18 protein-coding genes, 3 tRNA genes and 1 riboswitch are annotated in these 24612 nt (G+C 59.9%); of the genes, 19 read left to right on the top strand and 2 right to left on the bottom strand.

What is annotated here, in order from left to right; all coding sequences use genetic code 11:
• Nucleotides 1-63 precede the first annotated feature (63 nt).
• The 5 genes from ACYZTL_RS22745 (at nt 64) to ACYZTL_RS22765 (ending at nt 4527) form a co-directional block, all read left to right on the top strand.
• The gene (locus ACYZTL_RS22745; protein ID WP_017340229.1) at nt 64-753 is read left to right on the top strand and encodes an ABC transporter permease; all 690 of its coding nucleotides are present in this window, start codon (nt 64-66) and stop codon (nt 751-753) included.
• A complete protein-coding gene (locus tag ACYZTL_RS22750) occupies nt 750-1448 on the top strand; it encodes an ABC transporter permease (RefSeq protein WP_461953629.1) in 699 nt (232 codons plus the stop codon). Before ACYZTL_RS22745 ends, ACYZTL_RS22750 begins: the two co-directional genes overlap by 4 nt.
• 1 nt (nt 1449) lies before the next feature.
• A complete protein-coding gene (locus ACYZTL_RS22755; protein WP_461953630.1) occupies nt 1450-2562 on the top strand; it encodes a M14 family metallopeptidase in 1113 nt (370 codons plus the stop codon).
• 27 nt (nt 2563-2589) lie between these two features.
• Complete coding sequence (locus ACYZTL_RS22760; protein WP_461953631.1) at nt 2590-3354, top strand: ABC transporter ATP-binding protein; 765 nt, start codon at nt 2590-2592, stop codon at nt 3352-3354.
• A gap of 192 nt (nt 3355-3546) precedes the next feature.
• The gene (locus ACYZTL_RS22765; protein ID WP_461953632.1) at nt 3547-4527 is read left to right on the top strand and encodes a GlxA family transcriptional regulator; all 981 of its coding nucleotides are present in this window, start codon (nt 3547-3549) and stop codon (nt 4525-4527) included.
• Between the two features lie 30 nt (nt 4528-4557).
• On the opposite strand, the gene ACYZTL_RS22770 is transcribed toward ACYZTL_RS22765, so the two are convergent.
• Nucleotides 4558-9258, bottom strand: a complete 4701-nt coding sequence (locus tag ACYZTL_RS22770; RefSeq protein WP_461953633.1) for a dermonecrotic toxin domain-containing protein — start codon at nt 9256-9258, stop codon at nt 4558-4560.
• A gap of 287 nt (nt 9259-9545) precedes the next feature.
• Here ACYZTL_RS22770 and ACYZTL_RS22775 point away from each other — a divergent pair, with 287 nt between their 5' ends.
• The 7 genes from ACYZTL_RS22775 to astE all read left to right on the top strand — a co-directional run bounded on the left by ACYZTL_RS22775 (nt 9546) and on the right by astE (nt 17383).
• Nucleotides 9546-10766 carry an aspartate aminotransferase family protein gene (locus tag ACYZTL_RS22775; protein ID WP_461953634.1) on the top strand — a complete coding sequence of 407 codons (1221 nt, stop codon included), beginning with the start codon at nt 9546-9548 and terminating at the stop codon, nt 10764-10766.
• 195 nt (nt 10767-10961) lie between these two features.
• Nucleotides 10962-11981 carry an arginine/ornithine succinyltransferase subunit alpha gene (gene aruF / locus ACYZTL_RS22780; RefSeq protein WP_461953635.1) on the top strand — a complete coding sequence of 340 codons (1020 nt, stop codon included), beginning with the start codon at nt 10962-10964 and terminating at the stop codon, nt 11979-11981.
• A gap of 71 nt (nt 11982-12052) precedes the next feature.
• Entirely contained in the window at nt 12053-13078 is a 1026-nt protein-coding gene (gene astA / locus ACYZTL_RS22785) for an arginine N-succinyltransferase (RefSeq protein WP_461953636.1), read from the top strand.
• Nucleotides 13078-14544: a succinylglutamate-semialdehyde dehydrogenase gene (gene astD, locus ACYZTL_RS22790; RefSeq protein ID WP_461953637.1), complete on the top strand. Its 1467-nt coding sequence runs from the start codon at nt 13078-13080 to the stop codon at nt 14542-14544. Before astA ends, astD begins: the two co-directional genes overlap by 1 nt.
• Before the next feature lie 161 nt (nt 14545-14705).
• On the top strand, nt 14706-16052 hold the full coding sequence (gene astB, locus ACYZTL_RS22795; protein ID WP_461953638.1) for an N-succinylarginine dihydrolase: 1347 nt from the start codon (nt 14706-14708) through the stop codon (nt 16050-16052).
• A 20-nt stretch (nt 16053-16072) separates the two neighbouring features.
• Nucleotides 16073-16360, top strand: coding sequence for a hypothetical protein (locus ACYZTL_RS22800; RefSeq protein ID WP_008033108.1), 288 nt, complete (start codon nt 16073-16075; stop codon nt 16358-16360).
• A gap of 12 nt (nt 16361-16372) precedes the next feature.
• Entirely contained in the window at nt 16373-17383 is a 1011-nt protein-coding gene (gene astE / locus ACYZTL_RS22805) for a succinylglutamate desuccinylase (protein ID WP_461953639.1), read from the top strand.
• Between the two features lie 120 nt (nt 17384-17503).
• Here the strand turns inward: astE and ACYZTL_RS22810 are convergent, their stop codons facing one another.
• Nucleotides 17504-18013, bottom strand: a complete 510-nt coding sequence (locus ACYZTL_RS22810) for a 6,7-dimethyl-8-ribityllumazine synthase (RefSeq protein ID WP_461953640.1) — start codon at nt 18011-18013, stop codon at nt 17504-17506.
• 102 nt (nt 18014-18115) lie between these two features.
• Nucleotides 18116-18286: riboswitch (FMN riboswitch) on the bottom strand.
• Nucleotides 18287-18592: 306 nt separating this feature from the next.
• On the opposite strand from ACYZTL_RS22810, the gene ltaE reads away from it, so the two are divergent.
• The 7 genes from ltaE (at nt 18593) to ACYZTL_RS22845 (ending at nt 24560) form a co-directional block, all read left to right on the top strand.
• Nucleotides 18593-19597 carry a low-specificity L-threonine aldolase gene (ltaE, locus tag ACYZTL_RS22815; protein WP_461953641.1) on the top strand — a complete coding sequence of 335 codons (1005 nt, stop codon included), beginning with the start codon at nt 18593-18595 and terminating at the stop codon, nt 19595-19597.
• A 145-nt stretch (nt 19598-19742) separates the two neighbouring features.
• Nucleotides 19743-22364 carry an alanine--tRNA ligase gene (gene alaS, locus ACYZTL_RS22820; protein ID WP_461953642.1) on the top strand — a complete coding sequence of 874 codons (2622 nt, stop codon included), beginning with the start codon at nt 19743-19745 and terminating at the stop codon, nt 22362-22364.
• 91 nt (nt 22365-22455) lie between these two features.
• Nucleotides 22456-23697 carry an aspartate kinase gene (locus ACYZTL_RS22825; protein WP_008033100.1) on the top strand — a complete coding sequence of 414 codons (1242 nt, stop codon included), beginning with the start codon at nt 22456-22458 and terminating at the stop codon, nt 23695-23697.
• Nucleotides 23698-23884: 187 nt separating this feature from the next.
• Nucleotides 23885-24073: a carbon storage regulator CsrA gene (csrA, locus tag ACYZTL_RS22830; RefSeq protein ID WP_002554426.1), complete on the top strand. Its 189-nt coding sequence runs from the start codon at nt 23885-23887 to the stop codon at nt 24071-24073.
• 62 nt (nt 24074-24135) lie between these two features.
• Nucleotides 24136-24226, top strand: a tRNA-Ser gene (locus tag ACYZTL_RS22835).
• Nucleotides 24227-24334: 108 nt separating this feature from the next.
• A tRNA-Arg gene (locus ACYZTL_RS22840) sits at nt 24335-24411 on the top strand.
• A 72-nt stretch (nt 24412-24483) separates the two neighbouring features.
• Nucleotides 24484-24560: transfer RNA gene (locus ACYZTL_RS22845), tRNA-Arg, on the top strand.
• The last annotated feature ends 52 nt before the right edge of the window (nt 24561-24612 follow it).

Consider the following 24612-nt stretch of genomic DNA (forward strand, 5'->3'; position numbering starts at 1 on the left):
GCAAGCAACAGGATCTCTGAGGTTTGCGCCATTTTTTCATCCCAACTTTCGAGGACCTGAATCATGTTGAAAGGCTACGGGGCTGTCATCCTCGATGGCGCATGGCTGACGCTTCAGCTCGCCTTGTCGTCCATGGCCCTGGCCATCCTGCTGGGTCTGATCGGCGTTGCGCTGCGTCTTTCCCCGGTGCGCTGGCTGGCCTGGCTGGGCGATCTGTATTCCACGGTGATCCGCGGGATTCCCGACCTGGTGCTGATCCTGCTGATTTTCTACGGTGGTCAGGACCTGCTCAACCGCGTCGCTCCGATGCTGGGCTATGACGATTACATCGACCTGAACCCCTTGGCCGCCGGTATCGGCACCCTGGGCTTCATCTTCGGTGCGTACCTGTCGGAAACCTTCCGTGGCGCATTCATGGCGATCCCGAAGGGTCAGGCAGAAGCCGGCATGGCGTACGGCATGAGCAGTTTTCAGGTGTTCTTCCGGGTGTTGGTGCCGCAGATGATTCGCCTGGCGATTCCGGGCTTCACCAACAACTGGCTGGTATTGACCAAGGCCACCGCGTTGATTTCGGTGGTGGGTCTGCAAGACATGATGTTCAAGGCCAAGCAGGCGGCAGATGCCACCCGCGAGCCTTTCACCTTCTTCCTCGCAGTGGCGGCGATGTACCTGGTGATCACCAGTGTCTCGTTGCTGGCATTGCGTCACCTTGAGAAGCGCTACTCGGTAGGCGTAAGGGCGGCTGATCTATGATCTTCGACTACAACGTCATTTGGGAGGCCCTGCCGCTGTACTTCGGCGGCCTGCTGACCACCCTCAAATTGCTCGCGCTGTCGCTGTTTTTCGGTCTGCTGGCGGCCTTGCCGCTGGGCCTGATGCGCGTCTCGAAGAACGCCGCCGTCAACATGAGCGCGTGGCTCTTCACCTACGTGATCCGCGGCACGCCGATGCTGGTGCAGCTGTTTTTGATCTACTACGGTCTGGCGCAATTCGAAGCGGTGCGTGAAAGCTTCTTGTGGCCGTGGCTGTCCAGCGCAACGTTCTGTGCGTGCCTGGCGTTCGCGATCAACACCAGCGCCTACACCGCGGAAATCATCGCCGGCAGCCTGCGCGCTACGCCGAACGGTGAGATCGAAGCGGCCAAGGCGATGGGCATGTCGCGCTTCAAGATGTACAAGCGCATCCTGCTGCCATCGGCCCTGCGCCGGGCGCTGCCGCAGTACAGCAACGAAGTGATCATGATGCTGCAGACCACCAGTCTGGCGTCCATCGTGACCCTGATCGACATCACTGGTGCCGCTCGCACGGTCAACGCCCAGTTCTACTTGCCGTTCGAAGCGTACATCACGGCGGGCGTGTTCTACCTGTGCCTGACCTTCATGCTGGTGAAGCTGTTCAAACTGGCCGAGCGCCGTTGGCTGGGCTACCTGGCCCCGCGGAAGCACTGATATGGAACGCATCGATCATGTATTGCCGTGGAGCCACCTGGGCAGCGAACGCCAGGTTTCGGTGTTCCGTTTCGGCACTGGCGAGCGCAAGGCTTACATTCAGGCCAGCCTGCACGCCGACGAATTGCCGGGCATGCGCACGGCCTGGGAGCTGAAAAAGCGCCTGGCCGAACTCGAAGCCCAAGGCCTGCTCAACGGTGTGATCGAGCTGGTGCCGGTGGCCAATCCACTGGGCCTCGGTCAACTGCTGCAAGGCAGTCATCAAGGGCGTTTCGAAGCGGGCAGCGGCAAGAATTTCAACCGTGATTTCGTCGAGCTAAGTGAGCCTGTGGCCGCTGCGCTGGACGGGCATCTGGGTGATGATCCGCACGCCAACATCCGCTTGATCCGCCAGGCCATGAGCGATGCTTTGGCCGCATTGCCACCGGCCGCGAGCCAGTTGCAAGGCATGCAGCGCGTTTTGCTCAGCCATGCCTGCACCGCCGATGTGGTGCTGGATCTGCACTGCGATTGCGAAGCCGCGTTGCACATGTACGCCTTGCCGCAACACTGGCCGCAATGGCGTTCGCTCGCCGCGCACCTGAATGTGAAAGTGGGCCTGCTGGCGGAAGATTCCGGCGGCAGTTCTTTCGACGAGGCTTGCTCGCTGCCGTGGCTGCGTCTGTCGCGTCAGTTTCCGGACGCGCAGATTCCGCTGGCCTGCCTGGCGACTACCATTGAATTAGGTGGTCAGTCTGACACCGGTCGCGCTGACGCCGAGGCTTACGCTGAAGGCATTCTCGCGTTCCTCGCCGAGCAGGGTTTGATCAGCGGCGAATGGCCGAAACCTGCGCAGGACGCCTGCGAAGGCATGCCGTTCGAAGGCACCGAAATGCTGTTCGCACCGCATCCTGGCGTGGTGAGTTTTTTGCGTAAACCCGGTGAGTGGATCGAAGCCGGCGACGAGATTTTCGAAGTGATCGATCCGTTATCGGATCGGGTCAGCACGGTGTGTGCTGGTACGTCCGGGGTGCTGTTTGCCATTGAACGGCTGCGTTATGCCCAACCCGGTTTCTGGCTGGCCAAGGTGGCGGGGCGCGAAGCGCTACGTCACGGGCGCTTGCTCAACGACTGACTGACTGTTTTTGTGAGAACCGACCGCATGTACAAACTTGAAGTCCAAGACCTGCATAAACGCTATGGCAGTCACGAAGTGCTCAAGGGCGTGTCCCTGAAAGCGGCGGCTGGCGATGTGATCAGCATCATCGGCTCCAGTGGCTCCGGCAAAAGTACTTTCCTGCGCTGCATCAACCTGCTGGAGCAGCCGCACGCGGGCAAGATTCTGCTCAACAATGAAGAGCTGAAACTGGTGGCCAGCAAGGACGGCGCGCTGAAAGCCGCCGACCCGAAACAGCTGCAACGCATGCGTTCGCGCCTGTCGATGGTGTTCCAGCATTTCAATCTGTGGTCGCACATGACCGCGCTGGAAAACATCATGGAAGCGCCGGTCCACGTGCTTGGCATGTCCAAGGCCGAAGCCCGCGAGAAAGCCGAGCACTACCTGAACAAGGTCGGTGTGGCACATCGTAAAGACGCTTACCCGGGCCACATGTCCGGTGGCGAGCAGCAGCGCGTAGCGATTGCCCGTGCGCTGGCGATGGAGCCTGAGGTGATGCTGTTCGACGAACCGACCTCGGCCCTCGACCCGGAACTGGTCGGCGACGTGCTGAAAGTGATGCAGGCCTTGGCCCTCGAAGGCCGGACCATGGTGGTGGTGACCCACGAAATGGGCTTCGCCCGTGAAGTGTCGAACCAGTTGGTGTTCCTGCACAAAGGTGTCGTCGAAGAAAGCGGCAACCCGCGTGAGGTGCTGGTCAATCCACAGTCCGAGCGTCTGCAACAATTCCTCTCGGGCAGCCTGAAGTAATCAGGACTGCCGTTGTGCACCCCTGTAGGAGCTGTCGAGTGAAACGAGGCTGCGATCTTTTGATTTGAACAATCAATGTCAAAAGATCGCAGCCTCGTTTCACTCGACAGCTCCTACAGGGGGACTTGCGTTCATTTACGGGCTAGCATTGGCCCATGCCTTCATCACTGTTTTCGTTTCGGATTGCCCGCCATGACTGCCCATCGAATTGGTTTCCTGATTTGGCCCAGCACTAAAGCACTGACGCTTGCGCTGGCTGAGGAGGCCTTGCGTGTTGCCCAGCGTGTGCATCCGGACGTGGTCTACGAACTGTCGTTCTTGCAGGCCGAACCGCCGACCGAAGGCGCCTGGCAATTGCCGGGTGACCCGTGGGCCGGCAAGCTCGAAAACTTCCAGAAACTGTTCCTGCTCGCCGATGAGCCGCCGACCACACTCGCGCCGGCGCTCAGCAGCGCGTTGAAACAATTGGTGCGAGCCGGTTGCGTGATCGGTGGTTTGTCGGCCGGTGTTTACCCGTTGGCGCAGCTCGGTTTGCTCGACGGTTATCGCGCTGCCGTGCACTGGCGCTGGCAGGACGATTTCGCCGAACGTTTCCCGAAAGTCATCGCCACCAGTCATCTGTTCGACTGGGATCGCGATCGCCTGACCGCGTGCGGCGGCCTGTCGGTTCTCGACTTGCTGCTGGCAGTGCTGGCCCGTGACCACGGCGCCGAACTCGCTGGCGCCGTATCCGAAGAACTGGTGGTCGAGCGCATTCGTGAAGGCGGCGAACGCCAGCGTATCCCGCTGCAGAATCGCCTCGGCTCCAGTCATCCGAAGCTCACCCAAGCGGTGTTGCTGATGGAAGCCAACATCGAGGAACCGCTGACCACCGACGAAATCGCCCAGCACGTGTGCGTGTCCCGTCGGCAACTGGAACGGATCTTCAAGCAATACCTCAACCGTGTGCCGAGCCAGTACTACCTGGAGTTGCGCCTGAACAAGGCCCGGCAGATGTTGATGCAAACCAGCAAGTCGATCATCCAGATCGGCCTGTCGTGTGGCTTCTCTTCGGGACCACATTTCTCCAGCGCCTACCGCAACTTCTTCGGCGCCACGCCGCGGGAAGATCGCAATCAGCGGCGCAGCAGCAGCCCGTTCGAGTTGTCGTCGGTGTCGTCCGAGCGTGGGTGAAGCTCCCCACGCCACAAGTCGAGCGCCGGACTAAGCCTCGATTTCGGACCCTTCGGACGTCGAAATGTCCATTTCACCCCGGTTGATCACCTCTTCCACCCCAAAGTCCACACGGGTGCGTTCGTAATAGTCGATCAGCTGTCCCAGGCTTTCCTCGGAAAGCGGGTTGCCGCGCAAGGTGATGTTTTCCGCCGTTTCCACTGGCAGTTCCATCAGGTCGCTGGGGATTTCGGTGATGGCATTCATGCTGAGGTCGGCCCAGTCCAGTTCCGCCAGTTGAAGTAGTCCGGGCGGTATTTCGGTAATGCCGGTGTCGTTGAGCAGAACGGTCGACAGGTCCGGCATCTGCCTCAGATCAGGTGTATGCCCCAGTGGGTTGTAACCCAGGTCGAGGTAGTCGAGATGCTCCATGCCGGCCAGCGCGTTTGCCGATTCCGCTGACAAACCGATGCGGCATTGTGGCAGTGACAGTGAGCGCAGCCGGCCCATCTTGAACACGGCGTCGGGCATGTCGCCCAGATGAAACTCGCGCAGGCGCAGGGTTTGCAGGTTGGGGAAAGATTGCAGGAATTGCCCAATGCGAGTCACGCCACCGACACTTCGCATCTCCAGCGTGGACACATGGCCGAAGTCGGCATTGAGGGCAGGCAATTCTCCATTGATCGGTTCAGTGATGAACAGTTCAAACGTTGGCTGAAGCGAATCATTGAAATCATCCAGTTCGGACTCATGACGCCAGCAGCGCTCCAGCGCTTGCTTGAATTCGTCGCGGTTGGCGTGCTCGATTGACAATTGCTCGGCCGTGAACGGTTCACCCGTCAGCGGGTGCCGGGCCGGCACGTCAGTCGTCCAGGCGGAGAGGTCATTGCTCAATTGAGTGAGTTCTGCTTCCAGCTTTGCCAGTTCGGCTCGGCCCTCTGCCAATGTGCCGGGCAATTCGTAGACGAAGTCGCTCGCCTGTTCGATTTCCAGGTTTGGATACAGCGCGTTGACACGTTGAACATCCGCCTCGGGCGCCGATACATCCAGATCGTACGAAGTCTCGAAGTAATACTGCTTGATCAGGTCGCGTGCCTGGTCGTTGAGCGGGTTGTCAGCAAGATGCACGCCGCGCTTTTCATACACGGGGCTCTCGAACAGTTCGGCAGGCAACTCGCTGATGTTGTTGTTCATCAGCAAGAGGGTGTTGAGACGCGTGTGCTGCAAGGCGCCGCCGGGAATATCGGTCAGTCCGGTTTCGCTCAGGTCCAGATGAATGAGTGCTGGCATTGAATCGATCCGAGGCGCCCCTTCGATCGGATTCCGGTAGAGATCCAGCATCATCAGTTTTTTCATTGATGACAGCTTTGACCAGGCGACGGCATCGATATTGATCGCGCAATCGCTGAGTATCAGTGCCTCAAGATGTGCCATTTGCCCGATCACTTCGGGAAGTGAATTCAGGGAGAAGCGGCGCAACTCCAGTCGACTGAGTCCGGTGAATTGCTGCAGGAAACCGGTGACGCCATGCACGGCATGATTGCCCTCGAGTACGAGCACTGAAACATGGCTGAAGTCTGCCGTCAGGTGCGGCAGGTCTCCCGGGACAGGCTCGGTAAATCGCAGCACATAGCGGTAGGTGCCATCCGGCGCGTCGAAGTCCCGCACGGTCTGGCGCCGCCAACTGTCCTGGATTTCCTGAGCCAGCAATCGGCGATTGTGTTGCGCTACCTGTTGTTCCACGTCACTCAACGTGAGCCCGGTTTCAGGGTGGACGGTAGGGGCATCGCTGACCCAGCGGTCCAGATCCTGATGCAACTGGTCGAGTTCACGGCCCAGGCGTGGAAGTTCTGTCCGCGGACCATCGGGGTGGCGTTGGAGATCGGAGACCACGGAGCGCAGCTCTTCCGCATCCAGGCCGGGATAAACCTCGCGAACCCGGTCATTGAGTGTTGGCGTCTGGCCATGACTTCGGCGGTAACCTTCCGTGCCACCGGGCAAGCGCATGGTGGTCGGATCGTAAAAGGGTTTTCGAAGCGGATTTTTGGCGAACAGCGTGCGCAATTCCGGTTGATTGATCGCCTGCTCGGCGATGCGCCGTTTGAACGCTTTGGCGTCTTCGGCAGAAAACCCCAGCGCCGTTCGCTCTGTCTCCGGCAGCGCCTGTAGCAGGGCGTGATAAAAATCGACGGCTGGCTCGCTGTCGCCATGCACCTGATAAGTGCCGTCGTCCGCGTGCATCAGTGTTCTGAGGATCGACGCCTCGTTCGGTCCAATGCTGTCGCGCAATGACCCGGTCTCGGAAAACTCCCTGACTTCGATACGCAGTCCGGCCGGCCAGCCGGGCATCGATTCGAGGCTGTGCAAGGCCAGTCGGTGAGTGTCCGCCGTGTCCATGCCATCGAGAAAGAAACCTTCATAAGCCCTGGCGACACGTACCGCTTCCATGGCTTTGACGGCCACATCTTTCAGGCGTTGCGGAACGCGTCCGTCGTGCAGTTGCAGCAGCTCGGAGCCGGAAGCGTTGTCCACCAGTTCTTGCGCGATGTCTGTTGGCAGGCCCCGGACTTCACCCTGCAACAGCAGAACCTGACGATCATCGGTTTTTTCCAGTTCGCGGTAGCGGGATTCGAACAGCGACAGGCGCTGGTTCAGCGCTTGATAGTGGTCGGGGTGCTCGGGCTGCTCAGTCAGCGCCTGAATATCGCGATCAATTGTGTAGCGCTTGATGGTGTCGGTCAGCAACGATGGCGGGCGCTGGTGCTCGATATGGGTCTCGCGCAATACATTGTCGTGAAAACCGCTGATGCTCAGGATTTGCTCGCGTTCGGCGCTGCTGAACGATTCGACACTGTGCCCGAGGCGGCGCATCACGGTGTCCCGGTCCCACGTCAAGGGTTGATCCAGTGTTGTCTGCCAGGCGCCATGCCGGTTGTGCCGCAGCGGCGGTTTATAAACATCGGCGCGGTCCGGATGCTCAATCTGGAAGCGACCGGTTTCGCTATCGGGTTTGACGGCATAGAGCTTGTCCTCCAGGCGCAGCAGCGTTTTGCCGTTGTGCTGATACAAGCCGAGCTGATCGGGCGTGGCGGTTTTCGGCAAATCGACAGACTGCTCGTAAGGCGCGAGGTCCGGTTTCCAGTAGCGGGTTTTGCCTGCGACGGTTTCGACCGGTTTGAGCGTGGAGAACAGCGCCACGGCTTCGCTGGACATCAAGCGGCTGAATGCACCGGCCGCCAGGGCGCCGCCCACTGCGAATGTCCCGAGTTGCACCACCGATTCAACGAGGGTCATCACGTGTCCGAAGGCTTCAGTCTTCAGGCCTTCGGCCCAGTCGACAATGCCTTCGAAGGTTTCGTCGAGTACCTGGTAGGCCATGTAGGCCAGCATCAGCTCACCCAGAAACGGGATAAAGGGCAGGGCCACGAACGCTGCGACCTCGAGAATCGTGGTCGCCACTTTACTGAACGCATCCCACAGTGCCCAACGTGCAGCACGGTCGGCACTGGCGGTGGAAACGGCCAGGGTGCGTGCGTCATTGAGGATCTTGTTCACTTGCCGTTGGTAAAGGTGAGTCCACAGGCCGGTCTTGATCGGGGTCACCGAGAACTGCAGGTTGGGTTTGTCGATGGGGGTGTCTCGCCAACTGGGCAGCGGATCGCCGTGCTGGCGTTCATGCCAGGTCACGGTGCTCAGGCGCCGGGACAGGTCGGCAAAAAAATGCCCTCGTTCCTGATGATCGACAAATCGGCTGAAGAACGCCTGATAAGCGGGAGAGCGTAGTTTGCGGGTCAGGTCTTTGATGAACGTCAATGAGTCGGGATAGTGTTTGAGCGGATGCTCCGGATCGTCGGGGATGTAGACGAGGATCGGCGTTGCCTGCCGCGAGCGTTCAAGGTCGGGCGCGAACACCACTATGCCGGTCAGCAATGAGGACATGATCTTCAAGTCATGACCGTGCAGCAGTTGATTATCCTGCTGCATGCCTTCGGGGCCTTCCCGAAAATCCAGCAGCAAGTCGATCGGCAGGTCTCCCCGCATATCCGCCTGTTCCAGCGCGACTCGAAAGGCGGCTTTGTGTGTACTGACAACGTTCGATTCCAGTACCGCGCCGGCCACCGGCTGGTTCAGCCCGAGAAATCCTTTCAGGTAAGCCTCGTATTGGCCGCCGATATCCAGTTCCCGACACAGCCGGGTGAAGTCCTGAATAGAGAGGCGGCGCTTGATCGCGGGCAGCGTGTCGAACTGCCCGGTGGGTGAGGGCTGAGTGATGAACGTCGAGGCGGACTCGTAGGCGTCGGCTTTGGTTTCCGCGTCCTGAAAGTTATGCAGCGCGGCATCGAGCAGCGATACCGTCCAGGTGCGCGTGGCACCGGACTTGATCGGAAACCATGGGATGTTCTGAGGAATGTACAGGCGCAGGAAGGTGGTCTTGACGTCCAGCTCAAGACCAAAGCGGGTTTTCAGTGCTGCAGTGAGCAGCGATTCGGCAAAGTCCCGGGCGTTTTGCAGTCTCGACAACCGCGCTTCCAGATGATTGCGCTGTGTCCAGTGCTCCTCGCTGACCCTTTTCACTGACTGGTGGTGTTGGCGGGTTGCGCGGGTGTGCCAGTCCGGCATTTGTAGTCGCGCGCTTTTTAGCGCATTGCGCGTAGCAGGCGAGGCTTTTAACAGCCAGTCGGGCAGATTGTTGAGCGCGTGATGGAAGTGAGCGTCCGGCGGAGCAGTAGGTTCGGGTTCTTGCTGATTCATTGCGCTAGTCCTTTAGCGATCGGATAGAACCCCAGCAAAACAGACGATGAAGGACTGCGTGCGGTACATATTTACCGCACCGCTCTACAACCCCGCCTATAAACTGCGCCGCCGGTTTAAACTGCGCCTTTGCGACCCTATTTGTCGCATTGCCGTAAACCCGGGAAAAACCGGGGTTTGCGCTATAAGAAGTTGTCGCTTGGCGGCAAGGCCGGGCTGAAAACTGTCCTTACAATCCTCACCAAGCTCGCCAGTTTCAGGCGAGTGTTCCTTTTCAGGAGACTCCGATGTCCGTTGAGCACGCTGCGGTAGAACGCGCCGATTTCGACCAGGTAATGGTTCCCAACTACTCGCCTGCCGCTTTCATTCCTGTGCGTGGCGCCGGTTCCCGCGTCTGGGACCAGTCTGGCCGCGAGCTGATCGACTTCGCCGGCGGGATTGCCGTTAACGTATTGGGCCACGCACATCCTGCGCTGGTCGGTGCATTGACCGAGCAAGCGAACAAGCTGTGGCACGTGTCCAACGTGTTCACCAATGAGCCGGCCCTGCGCCTGGCGCATAAGCTGATCGACGCGACCTTTGCCGAGCGTGCGTTCTTCTGCAACTCCGGCGCCGAAGCCAACGAGGCCGCGTTCAAGCTGGCCCGTCGTGTCGGTTTCGATCGATTCGGTAGCGAGAAGTACGAAATCATCGCCGCGCTCAACAGCTTCCACGGCCGTACCCTGTTCACCGTAAACGTTGGTGGCCAGTCGAAGTACTCCGATGGTTTCGGTCCGAAAATCACCGGCATCACCCACGTGCCATACAACGATCTGGCCGCGCTGAAAGCCGCCATTTCCGACAAGACCTGCGCCGTGGTCCTTGAGCCGATCCAGGGCGAGAGCGGTGTTATCCCGGCCGAACTCGACTACCTGCAAGGCGCCCGTGACCTGTGCACCGCGCACAACGCGCTGCTGATTTTCGACGAAGTGCAAACCGGCATGGGCCGCACCGGCAAGCTGTTCGCCTATCAACAATACGGCGTGATTCCGGACATCCTGACCAGCGCCAAGAGCCTGGGCGGCGGTTTCCCGATCGCGGCGATGCTGACCACTGAAGACCTGGCTAAACACCTGGTCGTCGGCACCCACGGCACCACGTACGGCGGCAACCCGTTGGCGTGCGCAGTCGCCGAGGCGGTGATTGATGTGATCAACACCCCTGAAGTGCTGGCCGGCGTCAACGCCAAGCACGACAAGTTCAAGGCTCGCCTGGAACAGATCGGCGAGAAATACGGCCTGTTCACCCAGGTTCGTGGCATGGGCCTGTTGATCGGCTGCGTGCTGAGCGATGCCTGGAAGGGCAAGGCCAAGGACATCTTCAACGCCGCCGAGCGTGAAGGCCTGATGGTGTTGCAAGCCGGCCCGGACGTGGTGCGTTTCGCCCCAAGCCTGGTGGTGGAAGATGCGGACATCAATGAAGGTCTGGACCGCTTCGAGCGTGCTGCGGCAAAACTGACGCAAGCCTGATAGACCCTTCGACGCCTGACCTTTCAGGCGTCGAACCCAATTTTTATGCCGGACCCGCTCTTCTGTAGGAGCGAGCTTGCTCGCGATGGAGTGTCAGTCGACACCAATGTGGCTGACCCACCATCGCGAGCAAGCTCGCTCCTACAAGGGTTCGGCTTATTTCCCCCAAAAGAGTTTCGAGAAAGGAGTGACACCATGCTGGTGATGCGCCCCGCGCAAATGGCTGATCTGGGCGAGGTACAGCGTCTGGCTGCGGACAGCCCGATTGGTGTCACTTCCTTGCCGGATGACGTTGAGCGCCTGAGCGACAAGATCGCCGCGAGCGAAGCTTCGTTCGCCGCCGAAGTCAGCTTCAACGGTGAAGAGAGCTATTTCTTCGTTCTCGAAGACTCCGCCACCGGCAAACTGGTGGGCTGTTCTGCCATCGTTGCGTCGGCCGGTTATTCGGAGCCGTTCTACAGCTTCCGCAATGAAACCTTCGTGCACGCTTCCCGCGAGCTGAAGATTCATAACAAGATTCACGTGCTCTCCCAGTGCCACGACCTGACCGGCAACAGTTTGCTGACCAGTTTCTACGTGCAGCGCGAGCTGGTGGGTTCGCCTTGGGCCGAGCTCAACTCTCGTGGTCGCTTGCTGTTCGTGGCCAGCCATCCGGAGCGCTTTGCCGATTCCGTGGTGACCGAGATCGTCGGTTACAGCGACGAAAACGGCGACTCGCCGTTCTGGGATGCCATCGGTCGCAACTTCTTCGACCTTAACTACGCCGAAGCCGAGCGTCTGTGCGGTCTGAAGAGCCGGACATTCCTCGCCGAGCTGATGCCGCATTACCCGATCTACGTGCCGCTGCTGCCGGACTCCGCGCAAGAAGCGATGGGCCAGGTGCATCCACGGGCGCAGATCACCTTCGACATCCTGATGCGCGAAGGCTTCGAGACCGATCACTACATCGACATTTTCGACGGCGGCCCGACCCTGCATGCGCGTGTTTCGGGGATCCGTTCGATCGCCCAGAGCCGTGTGGTTCCGGTGAAAATCGGCGAACCGGTCAAAGGCGCCGGTCGTCAGTACCTGGTGGCCAACGCCCAGTTGCAGGATTACCGCGCCGTATTGCTCGAGCTCGATTACGCGCCGGGCAAACCCGTGACTCTGGATCTGGAAACAGCCGAAGCCTTGGGCGTCGGTGAAGGTGCGAGCGTGCGCCTGGTGGCGGTTTAACGCCTGCTTGTCAACCTGGACAGCAGCAAGTGTTTCGCGGGTGGCGCAAGCGGCCCGTTTGAGGAGATAGCATGATCGTTCGTCCCGTACGCAGCAGCGATTTACCCGCTCTGATCGACCTGGCCCGCAGCACCGGCACCGGCCTGACCACCTTGCCGGCCAACGAAGAACGTCTGGCCCACCGGGTCGGCTGGGCCGAGAAGACCTTCCGCGGCGAAGCCGGGCGGGGCGATGCGGATTACCTGTTCGTGCTCGAAGACGACGACGGTCGCGTGGTGGGCATTTCCGCCATCGCCGGCGCCGTCGGCCTGCGTGAGCCCTGGTACAACTTCCGCGTTGGTCTGACCGTCAGTGCCTCGCAAGAGCTGAACATCTATCGCGAAATCCCGACACTGTTCCTGGCCAACGACCTGACCGGCAACTCTGAATTGTGCTCGCTGTTCCTGCACGCCGATTACCGCACGGGCCTCAACGGTCGCCTGCTGGCCAAGGCGCGGATGCTGTTCATCGCCGAGTTCCCGCAGCTGTTCGGCAACAAGATCATCGCCGAGATGCGCGGTGTGTCTGACGAAGCCGGGCGTTCGCCATTCTGGGAAAGCCTGGGTCGGCACTTCTTCAAGATGGAATTCAGCCAGGCCGATTACCTGACCGGCGTGGGCAACAAGGCGTTCATCGCCGAACTGATGCCGAAATTCCCGCTGTACACCTGCTTCCTGTCGCCGGATGCGCGCAACGTGATCGGCCAGGTTCACCCGGACACCGAGCCGGCGCTGTCGATGCTCAAGAGTGAAGGTTTCAGCTATCAGGGCTACGTCGACATCTTCGACGCCGGCCCTGCGGTGGAGTGCGAAACCGTCAAGATCCGCGCCGTGCGCGACAGCCAGGCGCTGGTGTTGGCCATTGGCACGCCGGGTGACGACGCCACGCCTTTCCTGATTCACAACCGCAAGCGCGAAGACTGCCGGATGACTGCCGCGCCAGCCCGCTTCGCCGCCGGTACTTTGGTTGTCGATCCGCTGACCGCCAAACGTCTTCAACTCAACGCCGGCGATCAAGTGCGCGCCGTTCCGTTGTCTGCTGCTCGGGAGTCGAAGTAATGAATTCGCTATACATCGCAGGTGAATGGCTGGCCGGTCAGGGCGAAGCCTTCCAGTCGCTGAACCCGGTGACCCAGCAAGTGCTGTGGGCCGGCGAGGGCGCTACCGCCGCTCAGGTTGAATCCGCCGTGCAGGCTGCGCGTCAGGCGTTTCCGGGTTGGGCCCGTCGTACTTTGGAAGAGCGCATCTCGGTGCTGGAAGCCTTTGCTGCCGCGCTGAAAACCAACGCTGACGAACTGGCGCGCTGCATCGGTGAAGAAACCGGTAAACCGCTGTGGGAAGCGGCGACTGAAGTGACCAGCATGGTCAACAAGATTGCGATCTCGGTGCAAAGCTACCGCGAACGCACCGGCGAGAAGAGCGGCCCGCTGGGCGACGCCACCGCCGTGTTGCGCCACAAGCCACACGGTGTGGTGGCGGTGTTCGGGCCTTACAATTTCCCGGGCCACTTGCCCAACGGTCACATCGTACCGGCGCTGCTGGCGGGTAACAGCGTGCTGTTCAAGCCGAGCGAACTGACGCCGAAAGTCGCCGAACTGACGGTCAAGTGCTGGATCGAAGCCGGCCTGCCGGCAGGCGTGTTGAACCTGCTGCAAGGCGCACGTGAAACCGGCATCGCCCTGGCGGCGAACCCGGGCATCGACGGCCTGTTCTTCACCGGTTCGAGCCGCACCGGCAATCACCTGCACCAGCAATTCGCCGGTCGTCCGGACAAGATCCTCGCGCTGGAGATGGGTGGTAATAACCCGTTGGTGGTCGATGAAGTCGCGGACCTCGATGCGGCCGTTTACACCATCATCCAGTCGGCATTCATCTCTGCTGGTCAGCGTTGCACCTGTGCTCGGCGCTTGCTGGTGCCGCAAGGCGCCTGGGGCGATACGCTGTTGGCGCGTCTGGTGGCGGTCAGCTCGACGATTGACGTCGGTGCCTTCGATCAGCAACCGGCGCCGTTCATGGGCTCGGTAATCTCCCTTGGCGCGGCAAAAGCGCTGATGGATGCCCAAGAGCATTTGTTGGCCAACGGTGCCGTGGCATTGCTGGAAATGACTCAGCCTCAGGCGCAAGCTGCCTTGTTGACCCCTGGCATTCTGGACGTGACCGCAGTGGCCGATCGTCCTGACGAAGAGCTGTTCGGCCCGCTGCTGCAAGTGATCCGCTACGCTGATTTTGAAGCGGCGATCGCTGAAGCCAACGACACCGACTATGGCCTGGCGGCCGGTCTTCTGTCGGACTCCGAAGCGCGTTATCAGCAGTTCTGGCTGGAAAGCCGCGCCGGTATCGTCAACTGGAACAAACAGCTGACCGGTGCCGCGAGCAGCGCACCCTTCGGCGGCGTCGGCGCCTCGGGCAACCATCGCGCCAGCGCCTACTACGCGGCAGATTACTGCGCGTACCCGGTGGCGTCGCTGGAAACGCCGAGCCTGACGTTGCCAGCGGCCCTCACGCCCGGCGTGAAAATGGCGTGATGCCCATCGCCAGCAGGCTGGCTCCCACAGGTTCGGTGGTGTTCACACATTTTGTGTACGACCCGATCACTGTGGGAGCCAGCCTGCTGGCGATGGCCACGCCTCGGTCTCAAATCTAGTTACTGAAGCCTATAACAACAGATTCTCGTGGAGCCTCGCTGATGAAATCCTATGAAGTCAATTTTGACGGTCTAGTGGGGCCGACCCATAACTACGGCGGCCTGTCCTACGGCAACGTCGCGTCCCAGAGCAACAGCCAGCAATCTTCGAACCCGAAGGAAGCCGCGCTGCAAGGCTTGGCGAAAATGAAAGCGTTGATGGAAATGGGCTTTCAGCAAGGCGTACTGGCGCCACAAGAGCGTCCTGACGTCGCCGCTTTGCGCCGCCTGGGTTTCAACGGCACCGACGCGCAAGTGATCGAGCGTGCAGCCAAAGACGCGATGCCGCTGCTGGTTGCCAACTGCTCGGCGTCGAGCATGTGGGTGGCCAACGCCGCCACGGTCAGCCCGAGTGCCGACACCGCGGATGGCCGCGTGCATTTCACCGCCGCCAACCTCAACTGCAAATACCACCGCAGCATCGAACACCCGACCACCAGCCGTGTGCTGGGCGCGATGTTCGCTGACCAGAAGCACTTCGCTCACCACGCCGCGTTGCCGGCGGTGGCGCAGTTCGGTGACGAAGGCGCGGCCAACCACACCCGTTTCTGCCGTGAATACGGCGAAGCCGGCGTCGAGTTCTTTGTGTTCGGTCGCAGCGCGTTCGACACCCGCTACCCGGCGCCGCAGAAGTACCCGGCGCGCCAGACCCTCGAAGCCTCGCAAGCGGTTGCCCGTCTGCACGGCTTGAGCGACGATGGCGTGGTCTACGCCCAGCAGAACCCGTTGGTGATCGATCAGGGCGTGTTCCACAACGACGTGATCGCGGTGGGTAATGGCGAAGTGCTGTTCTATCACGAGGACGCGTTCCTCGACACCGACCAGATGCTGGCCGAGCTGCAAAGCAAACTCGCCAAAGTCGGCGGGAAATTTCAGTCGATTTGCGTACCGCGTTCTGCGGTCAGTGTGGAAGACGCGGTGCGTTCCTACCTGTTCAACAGTCAACTGCTGTCGCGTCCTGATGGCTCGATGCTGTTGATCGTGCCGGAAGAATGCCGTGGCAACGAGCGCGTCTGGCAATACCTGCAAGGTTTGACCAGCTCTGGCGGCCTGATCCGCGAAGTCAAAGTCTTCGACCTCAAGCAAAGCATGCAGAACGGCGGTGGCCCGGCGTGCCTGCGCTTGCGCGTCGCCCTCAACGAAACCGAACTGGCGGCTGTCAACCAAGGGGTTATCATGACCGCACCGTTGTACGGCACGCTGACCGAATGGGTCGACAAGCACTACCGCGACCGCATGGCCGAAACCGATCTCGCGGACCCGCAATTGTTGCTTGAGTGCCGGACGGCACTGGATGAACTGACGCAAATCCTTAAACTGGGCGCGGTTTATCCATTCCAGATCAATTGAACGTCGAGAGCGTAAAACACATGAGCGATACCCTGCAGCTGATCCTTGAAGACACCGACGGCACGCAACTGGAAACTTCCTGCACCCGCGTCGCGGTCATTTGGCAAGGCAAAGAGCTGTGGATTCAGCACGACGGCCGCGGCCAACTGCTGATCGGCGTGGACGTCGAAGAAGGTGACGCTGAATACGCCAACCTGCTGCTGCGCCCATTGGCGACTAATCTGGTAAGTCTGCAACTGGAAATGGAACCGGCTGAAGTCGGCGACGAAGACCACGTGCACGGCCCGGATTGCGCACACGACCACTAAGGAAACCGCTCTATGCTCGCCCTCGGCAAACTGCTTGAACTGACCCTCGCCGGCCGCGAACCGGCGGAGAAGACTCAACTGACTGTCGAAGGCGTGCGGATGCGCTGGTTGAGCGAAGGTGCGCTGGAAGTCCGGCCACCTGAAGTTCGCGACAACGGCCTGGACCTGCTGCTGTCGGCGGGGATCCATGGCAACGAAACAGCGCCGATCGAGTTGCTTGATCGCCTGTTGCACGACATCGCTCGCGGCGACTTGAAGCCGCGCGCACGCATTCTGTTCCTGTTCGGCAACCCGGAAGCGATTCGCAAGGGTGAGCGCTTCATCGAGCAGGACGTCAACCGGCTGTTCAACGGCCGTCACGAACAAACCAGCGGCTCCGAATCCCTGCGCGCCTGTGAACTGGAACGGCTGGCGGCGAGTTTCTTCAGCCTGCCGGATCGTGAACGTCTGCATTACGACCTGCACACGGCGATTCGTGGCTCGAAAATCGAGCAATTCGCCCTTTATCCGTGGAAAGAAGGTCGCCAGCATTCCCGTCAGGAGCTGGCCCGCCTGCGCGCCGCCGGCATGGAGGCGGTGCTGTTGCAGAACAAACCGTCCATCGTTTTCAGCTCCTACACCTACGACAAGCTCGGCGCCGAGTCTTTCACCCTGGAGTTGGGCAAGGCACGGCCGTTCGGGCAGAACGATGGCGTCAACGTCTCCCTGTTGGAAACGCGCCTCAAACAGATCATCGAAGGCACCGAGCCGGAACTGACGGAAGAGGCACTGGACGGTTTGCAGCTGTTCAGCGTGGCGCGGGAAATCATCAAGCACAGCGACAGCTTCCGCCTGAACCTGCCGGCGGACATCGAAAACTTTTCGGAACTGGAAGTGGGTTATCTGCTGGCCGAAGACATCGCCCAGACCCGCTGGATCATCGAGGAAGAGGGCGCCCGGATCATCTTCCCGAACCCCAAGGTCAAGAACGGCCTGCGCGCCGGCATCCTGATCGTGCCGACCACCGACGACAACCTGGCCTGAATCCACCGTAAACCAATGTGGGAGCTAGCCTGCTAGCGATTGCAATGTGTCAGTCACCCTGGTTGTCGACTGATACTCCGCTATCGCCAGCAGGCTAGCTCCCACAGTTATGTCCGGTGTTTAGACGGCTAAGGCACGCGGCTCGGTGCGGCGCAACGCACGCATCTTGTGCAGCGTATCCGCACAGGTCTTCGCCGCTTCCTGACCTTTATGCACGAAATGCTCGAAGAAGAACTTCTGGTGCTCTTCACCGGCATGGAAGTGGTGCGGGGTCAGGGACACCGAGAACACCGGCACTTCGGTTTCCAATTGAACCTGCATCAGGCCACTAACCACAGACTGGGCGACGAACTCGTGACGGTAGATCCCGCCGTCCACCACCAGGGCTGCCGCGACAATACCGGCATAACGGCCGGTCTTGGCCAGCAACTTGGCGTGCAGGGGCATTTCAAAGGCGCCGCCGACTTCGAAGAAATCGATGTCGGACTCCTGATAACCCTGAGCAATCATCTCGGCGACAAAGCCTTTACGGCTCTGATCAACGATTTCCTTGTGCCAGCAGGCCTGGATGAACGCAACGCGCTCGCCCTGATGGTGTTTGCTTTTGCTATCGATTGCGGTGGGTTGCATGTTCTGACTCCTGTTTATGTAAAAAACAGGGCATATGAATCGAATGGGATTTAAGGGTGCGCACGCTCGCACGAATGCCCGCGGACGGCCCTTTGGCGCCAATCCCGTTCTCTCTTCATCCGGACTATGACCGTCGGCCCCGGGATCACACCGGGTCTGCTGACCTTGTCGCCAGTCACCGCCGAAGCCGTGCTGTCGCCAAGCGCTCGCGGGCTATGCGCATTGCGCGCAATTACCGCCGGTGGGGAGTTGCACCCCGCCCTGAGAACGTTTTGCCGTCAGATTGTCTGGCGGCGGAGCGTTTTTAACACATATTTTCTGCTGGTGCATGGCCAGCGTCGACGCGGAACCCTGTGGGAGCGGGCTTGCTCGCGAAAGCGGTGTGTCAGTCGCCAAAAATGTTGAATGTGCCGGCGCCTTCGTCGGAACGCCGCCCGGAGCAAGCCCGCTCCCACATGGATTGCGTTTTTTCCAGGTACTAAACGTCTTTTCCTCGTCCAAGGGTTGATTATTCGTCGTCATGACCGCAGTAACTCCATTACTGAACGGGATTTTCCCCTGCTTACCGAGGCCAGATTCATGAGCGTTATCGATCTTCGCAGCGACACCGTCACTCAACCGACCTCAGGGATGCTCGACGCGATGGCCAAGGCGGCCACCGGTGATGACGTCTACGGCGAAGATCCGACGGTCAATCATCTGGAAGCCGAGCTTGCCAATCGGTTGGGTTTTGCTGCGGCGCTGTTCGTGCCGACGGGCACCATGAGCAATTTGCTGGGCTTGATGGCGCACTGTGAGCGTGGAGACGAATACATCGTCGGCCAACAGGCCCACACCTATAAGTACGAAGGTGGCGGTGCGGCAGTGCTCGGTTCGATCCAGCCTCAACCGCTGGAAGTGCAGGCCGACGGTTCGCTGGATCTGGCCCAGGTAGCGGCGGCGATCAAGCCGGACGACTTCCATTTCGCCCGTACCCGTTTGCTGGCGCTGGAAAACACCATGCAGGGTAAGGTTTTGCCGCTCGAGTATCTGGCCCGGGCTCGCAGCTTCACCCGTGAACACGGTCTGGCCCTGCACCTGGACGGCGCGCGGCTGTACAACGCATCGGTGAAACTGGGCGTTGATGCCCGCGAGATCACCCGGCATTTCGATTCGGTGTCGGTTTGCTTGTCCAAAGGCCTGGGCGCGCCGATTGGCTCGGTGTTGTGCGGCTCGGTCGAGTTGATCGGCAAGGCGCGTCGACTGCGCAAAATGGTCGGTGGCGGCATGCGGCAGGCGGGTCTTCTGGCGGCGGCGGGTTTGTACGCGCTGGATAACAATGTCCAGCGTCTGGCCGACGACCATGCCAACGCGCTATTTCTGGCGGACGGACTCCGTAACGCCGGTTACGACGTCGAACCAGTCCAGACCAACATGGTTTACGTACAGATGGGCGACAAGGCCGAAGCGATCAAGGCCTTTGCCGCTGAGCGCGGGATCAAGCTCAGCGCCGCAGGCCGCCTTAGAATGGTCACGCACATGGACGTCAGCCGCGCGCAAATCGAGCAAGTCATCGCGACATTCGTCGAGTTTTCGCGCAACTGACAGCGTTAGCCGTCCAATTGACCGTTTCTATCGATAAACACGCTGTACCCCGCGCGCAGGGCCGATATAATGCGGCCCTTTGCCGTCGCTTCGTCTGTTGACGTTTCGCACAGGCCTTTGGCCGCAGCCTCCGTGGAAGAACCTAATGAAAAGCGCAGAAATCCGTGAAGCCTTCCTTCGCTTCTTCGAAGAGCAAGGCCACACCCGTGTAGCCTCCAGCTCTTTGATTCCGGGCAACGACCCAACCCTGCTGTTCACTAACGCGGGGATGAACCAGTTCAAGGACTGCTTCCTGGGCCAGGAAAAGCGCGCGTACACCCGCGCCGTCAGCAGCCAGAAATGCGTGCGCGCCGGCGGCAAGCACAACGACCTGGAAAACGTCGGTTATACCGCCCGTCACCACACCTTCTTCGAAATGCTGGGTAACTTCAGCTTCGGTGATTACTTCAAGCGCGACGCGATCACCTACGCCTGGAACTTCCTGACCTCCGACAAGTGGCTGAACCTGCCGAAAGAAAAGCTCTGGGTCACTGTCTACGCCAGCGATGACGAGGCGTACGACATCTGGACCAAGGAAATCGGGGTTCCGGCCGAGCGCATGGTTCGCATCGGCGACAACAAGGGCGCGCCATACGCTTCCGACAATTTCTGGACCATGGGCGATACTGGCCCGTGCGGTCCTTGCACCGAGATTTTCTACGATCACGGCGCCGACATCTGGGGCGGCCCACCGGGCTCGCCGGAAGAAGACGGCGACCGTTACATCGAAATCTGGAACAACGTGTTCATGCAGTTCAACCGCACCGCCGATGGCGTGTTGCACCCGCTGCCAGCACCGTCGGTCGACACCGGCATGGGCCTGGAGCGGATCAGTGCCGTGCTGCAGCACGTTCACTCGAACTATGAAATCGACCTGTTCCAGAGCCTGCTGAGCGCATCGGCCAAGGCCATCGGTTGCACCAACGACGCCCAGGCTTCCCTGAAAGTCGTGGCTGACCACATTCGTTCCTGCGGCTTCCTGATTGCCGACGGCGTGCTGCCGTCCAACGAAGGCCGCGGCTACGTGCTGCGCCGGATCATCCGTCGCGCCTGCCGTCACGGCAACAAACTGGGCGCCAAGGGCAGCTTCTTCTACCAGATCGTTGCGGCCCTGGTCGCCGAAATGGGCGAAGCTTTCCCTGAGCTGAAATCCCAGCAGGCGCACATCGAACGCGTGCTGAAAGCCGAAGAAGAGCAGTTCTCCAAGACCCTGGAGCACGGCCTGAAAATCCTCGAGCAGGATCTGGCCGAACTCAAAGGCGACGTGGTACCGGGCGACGTGGTGTTCAAACTCTACGACACCTACGGTTTCCCGATGGACCTGACCGGCGACATCGCTCGCGAGCGCAGCCTGACCATCGACGAAGAAGGCTTCGAGCGCGAAATGGAAGCCCAGCGCGTCCGTGCTCGTTCCGCCAGCTCCTTCGGCCTGGACTACAACAGCCTGGTCAAGGTTGATGTCGACACCGAGTTCACCGGCTACACCGCTCACAGCGGTTCGGCAAAAATCGTTGCTCTCTATAAAGACGGCCAATCGGTCGACGTGTTGAATGAAGGCGAAGAGGGCGTGGTTGTTCTTAACCAGACGCCGTTCTATGCGGAATCCGGTGGTCAGATTGGTGATTGCGGCTTCCTCCAGGCTGGCGCTGCGCGCTTCGATGTGCGCGACACCACCAAGACCGGCGGTGCGTTCCTGCACCACGGTGTGCTGGACTCGGGCAGTCTGATCGTTGGCTCGCCAGTTCAGGCGCAGGTGGATGCCGACGTACGTCACGCCACTTCGCTGAACCACTCCGCGACTCACTTGCTGCACGCCGCATTGCGTCAGGTGCTGGGCGATCACGTTCAGCAGAAAGGCTCGCTGGTCGACAGTCAGCGCCTGCGCTTCGACTTCAGCCACTTCGAAGCCATCAAGCCTGAACAACTGAAAGCGCTGGAAGACATCGTCAACGCCGAAATTCGCAAGAACTCCGAAGTTGAAACCGAAGAAACCGATATCGAAACCGCCAAGCAAAAAGGCGCCATGGCGCTGTTCGGCGAGAAATACGGCGACAACGTGCGCGTGCTGAGCATGGGCGATTTCTCCGTCGAGCTGTGCGGTGGCATCCACGCCAACCGTACCGGCGACATCGGCCTGCTGAAAATCATCAGCGAAGGCGGTGTGGCCTCTGGCGTGCGTCGTATCGAAGCGGTCACCGGCGCCGCAGCGCTGGCATACTTGAACGCTGCCGAAGAACAACTCAAGGAAGCGGCCAACCTGGTCAAGGGCAGCCGCGACAACCTGATCGACAAGCTGTCAGCTGTGCTGGAGCGCAACCGTCTGCTGGAGAAGCAACTCGAGCAGTTGCAAGCCAAGGCTGCCAGTGCGGCGGGCGACGATCTGTCGGCCTCTGCTCTGGACGTCAACGGCGTGAAAGTGCTGGCCGTGCGTCTGGACGGTCAGGACGGCAAGGCGCTGCTGGCGCTGGTCGATCAACTGAAAAACAAACTCGGCCGCGCAGTGATCCTGCTCGGCAGTGTCCATGAGGAAAAGGTCGTTCTGGTTGCAGGCGTAACCAAAGACCTGACTGGCCAACTCAAAGCCGGTGATTTGATGAAGCAAGCCGCTGCGGCAGTGGGCGGGAAGGGCGGTGGTCGTCCGGACATGGCGCAGGGCGGTGGTACTGACGCTGGCGCACTGGATGCAGCATTGGCCCTGACCGTTCCATTTGTAGAGCAGGGTTTATAAGGCAGTGTGCCCGGCCCGCAGTCTAGTGGCGGGCCGGAACGCTGTTTGAGTGATAATTTGGGCGCCCTTCATGGGCAGAGGCGGCTTTGAAATGGCTTTGATCGTACAGAAATTTGGAGGCACCTCGGTCGGCACTGTCGAGAGAATCGAGCAGGTCGCCGACAAGGTTAAGAAATTCCGCGATGCCGGCGATGACCTGGTGGTTGTGCTGTCTGCAATGAGCGGCGAAACCAACCGTCTGATCGATCTGGCCAAGCAAATCAGTGGCGACGGCCAACCGGTTCCGCGTGAACTGGATGTGATCGTTTCCACCGGTGAGCAGGTGACGATTGCCTTGTTGGCCATGGCGCTGATCAAACGCGGTGTGCCAGCGGTGTCCTACACCGGCAACCAGGTGCGGATTCTGACGGACAGCGCGCACAATAAAGCGCGTATCTTGCAGATTGATGACCAGAAGATTCGCGGTGATCTGAAAGCAGGTCGCGTGGTGGTTGTCGCCGGTTTCCAGGGCGTCGACGAGCACGGCAACATCACCACCCTCGGTCGTGGCGGTTCCGACACCACCGGCGTGGCGCTGGCGGCAGCCTTGAAGGCTGACGAATGCCAGATCTACACCGACGTCGACGGTGTCTACACCACCGACCCGCGTGTGGTGTCCGTGGCTCAGCGCCTGGACAAGATTACCTTCGAAGAGATGCTGGAAATGGCCAGCCTCGGTTCCAAGGTGTTGCAGATCCGTGCGGTCGAGTTCGCCGGCAAGTACAACGTTCCGCTGCGCGTACTGCACAGCTTCAAGGAGGGTCCGGGCACCCTCATTACTATTGATGAAGAGGAAACCATGGAACAGCCGATCATTTCCGGCATCGCTTTCAATCGCGATGAAGCCAAGCTGACCATCCGTGGCGTGCCAGACACCCCGGGCGTTGCATTCAAGATTCTCGGCCCGATCAGCGCCGCGAACATCGAAGTCGACATGATCGTGCAGAACGTTGCGCACGATAACACCACCGACTTCACCTTCACCGTGCATCGCAATGACTTCCAGGCCGCGCAAACCGTGCTGGAAAACACCGCTCGCGAGATCGGTGCCCGTGAAGTCGTTGGTGACATCAAGATCGCCAAGGTCTCGATCGTCGGTGTCGGCATGCGCTCCCACGCAGGTGTGGCCAGCCGCATGTTCGAATCCCTGGCGAAAGAAAGCATTAACATCCAGATGATCTCGACCTCGGAAATCAAAGTCTCCGTGGTGATCGAAGAGAAGTACCTGGAACTGGCTGTGCGCGCCCTGCACACGGCTTTCGAACTGGACGCGCCGGCCCGCACGGGCGAGTGATGCGTTTGCTGAAGGGCGCGGTCTGACCGCGCCCTTTTGTTTTTTTGAATGGTGCGGCCTGAAGCTGTTCTTTTGCCCGCGCTAGTCAATACTCAGGCATGTAGGGCTGCGATCGTTCAGGTTGTAGGTCGAGTGCCTTTTTTTTGCAGACTGTTGTCCCTGAAATGAAATGCGTGAGGAGAAAGGTATGCTGATTCTGACTCGTCGGTGCGCAGAAAGCCTGATTATTGGTGATGGCGAAATCACCGTGACCGTGCTCGGCGTTAAAGGAAATCAAGTGCGTATCGGTGTCAACGCCCCGAAAGAGGTTGCGGTCCACCGTGAGGAAATTTACCTGCGTATAAAGAAAGAGAAGGACGAAGAACCAAGCCATTAATTTTTATCGTTTTTTATGTTTGCAAACGGGGAAGAAGCTGGTTAATATACGCCCCGTGTTGCGGAGAGCTGGCCGAGTGGCCGAAGGCGCTCCCCTGCTAAGGGAGTACACCTCAAAAGGGTGTCGGGGGTTCGAATCCCCCGTTCTCCGCCATTATTTGCGTAGTACGTTGTAATCTGGCTTCTTCGGTAAGTTGTTGAAATTACTAGAAAAAAGCGCTTTACAAAAAGATTTAACGGCCTATAATGCGCGGCAACAAATGCACTCGTAGCTCAGCTGGATAGAGTACTCGGCTACGAACCGAGCGGTCACAGGTTCGAATCCTGTCGAGTGCACCATTTAAGAGTTGTTTGCAGTAATGTGAGCTACTCTGTTTCAACCAGTTGTGATCTGGTCTAAAAACACAAATTGCACTCGTAGCTCAGCTGGATAGAGTACTCGGCTACGAACCGAGCGGTCACAGGTTCGAATCCTGTCGAGTGCACCAAACACCAAAAAGCCCGCGTTTAACGCGGGCTTTTTGCCGTCTGGGATTTGGC

It is taken from the genome of Pseudomonas sp. LB3P81 (assembly GCF_054897965.1).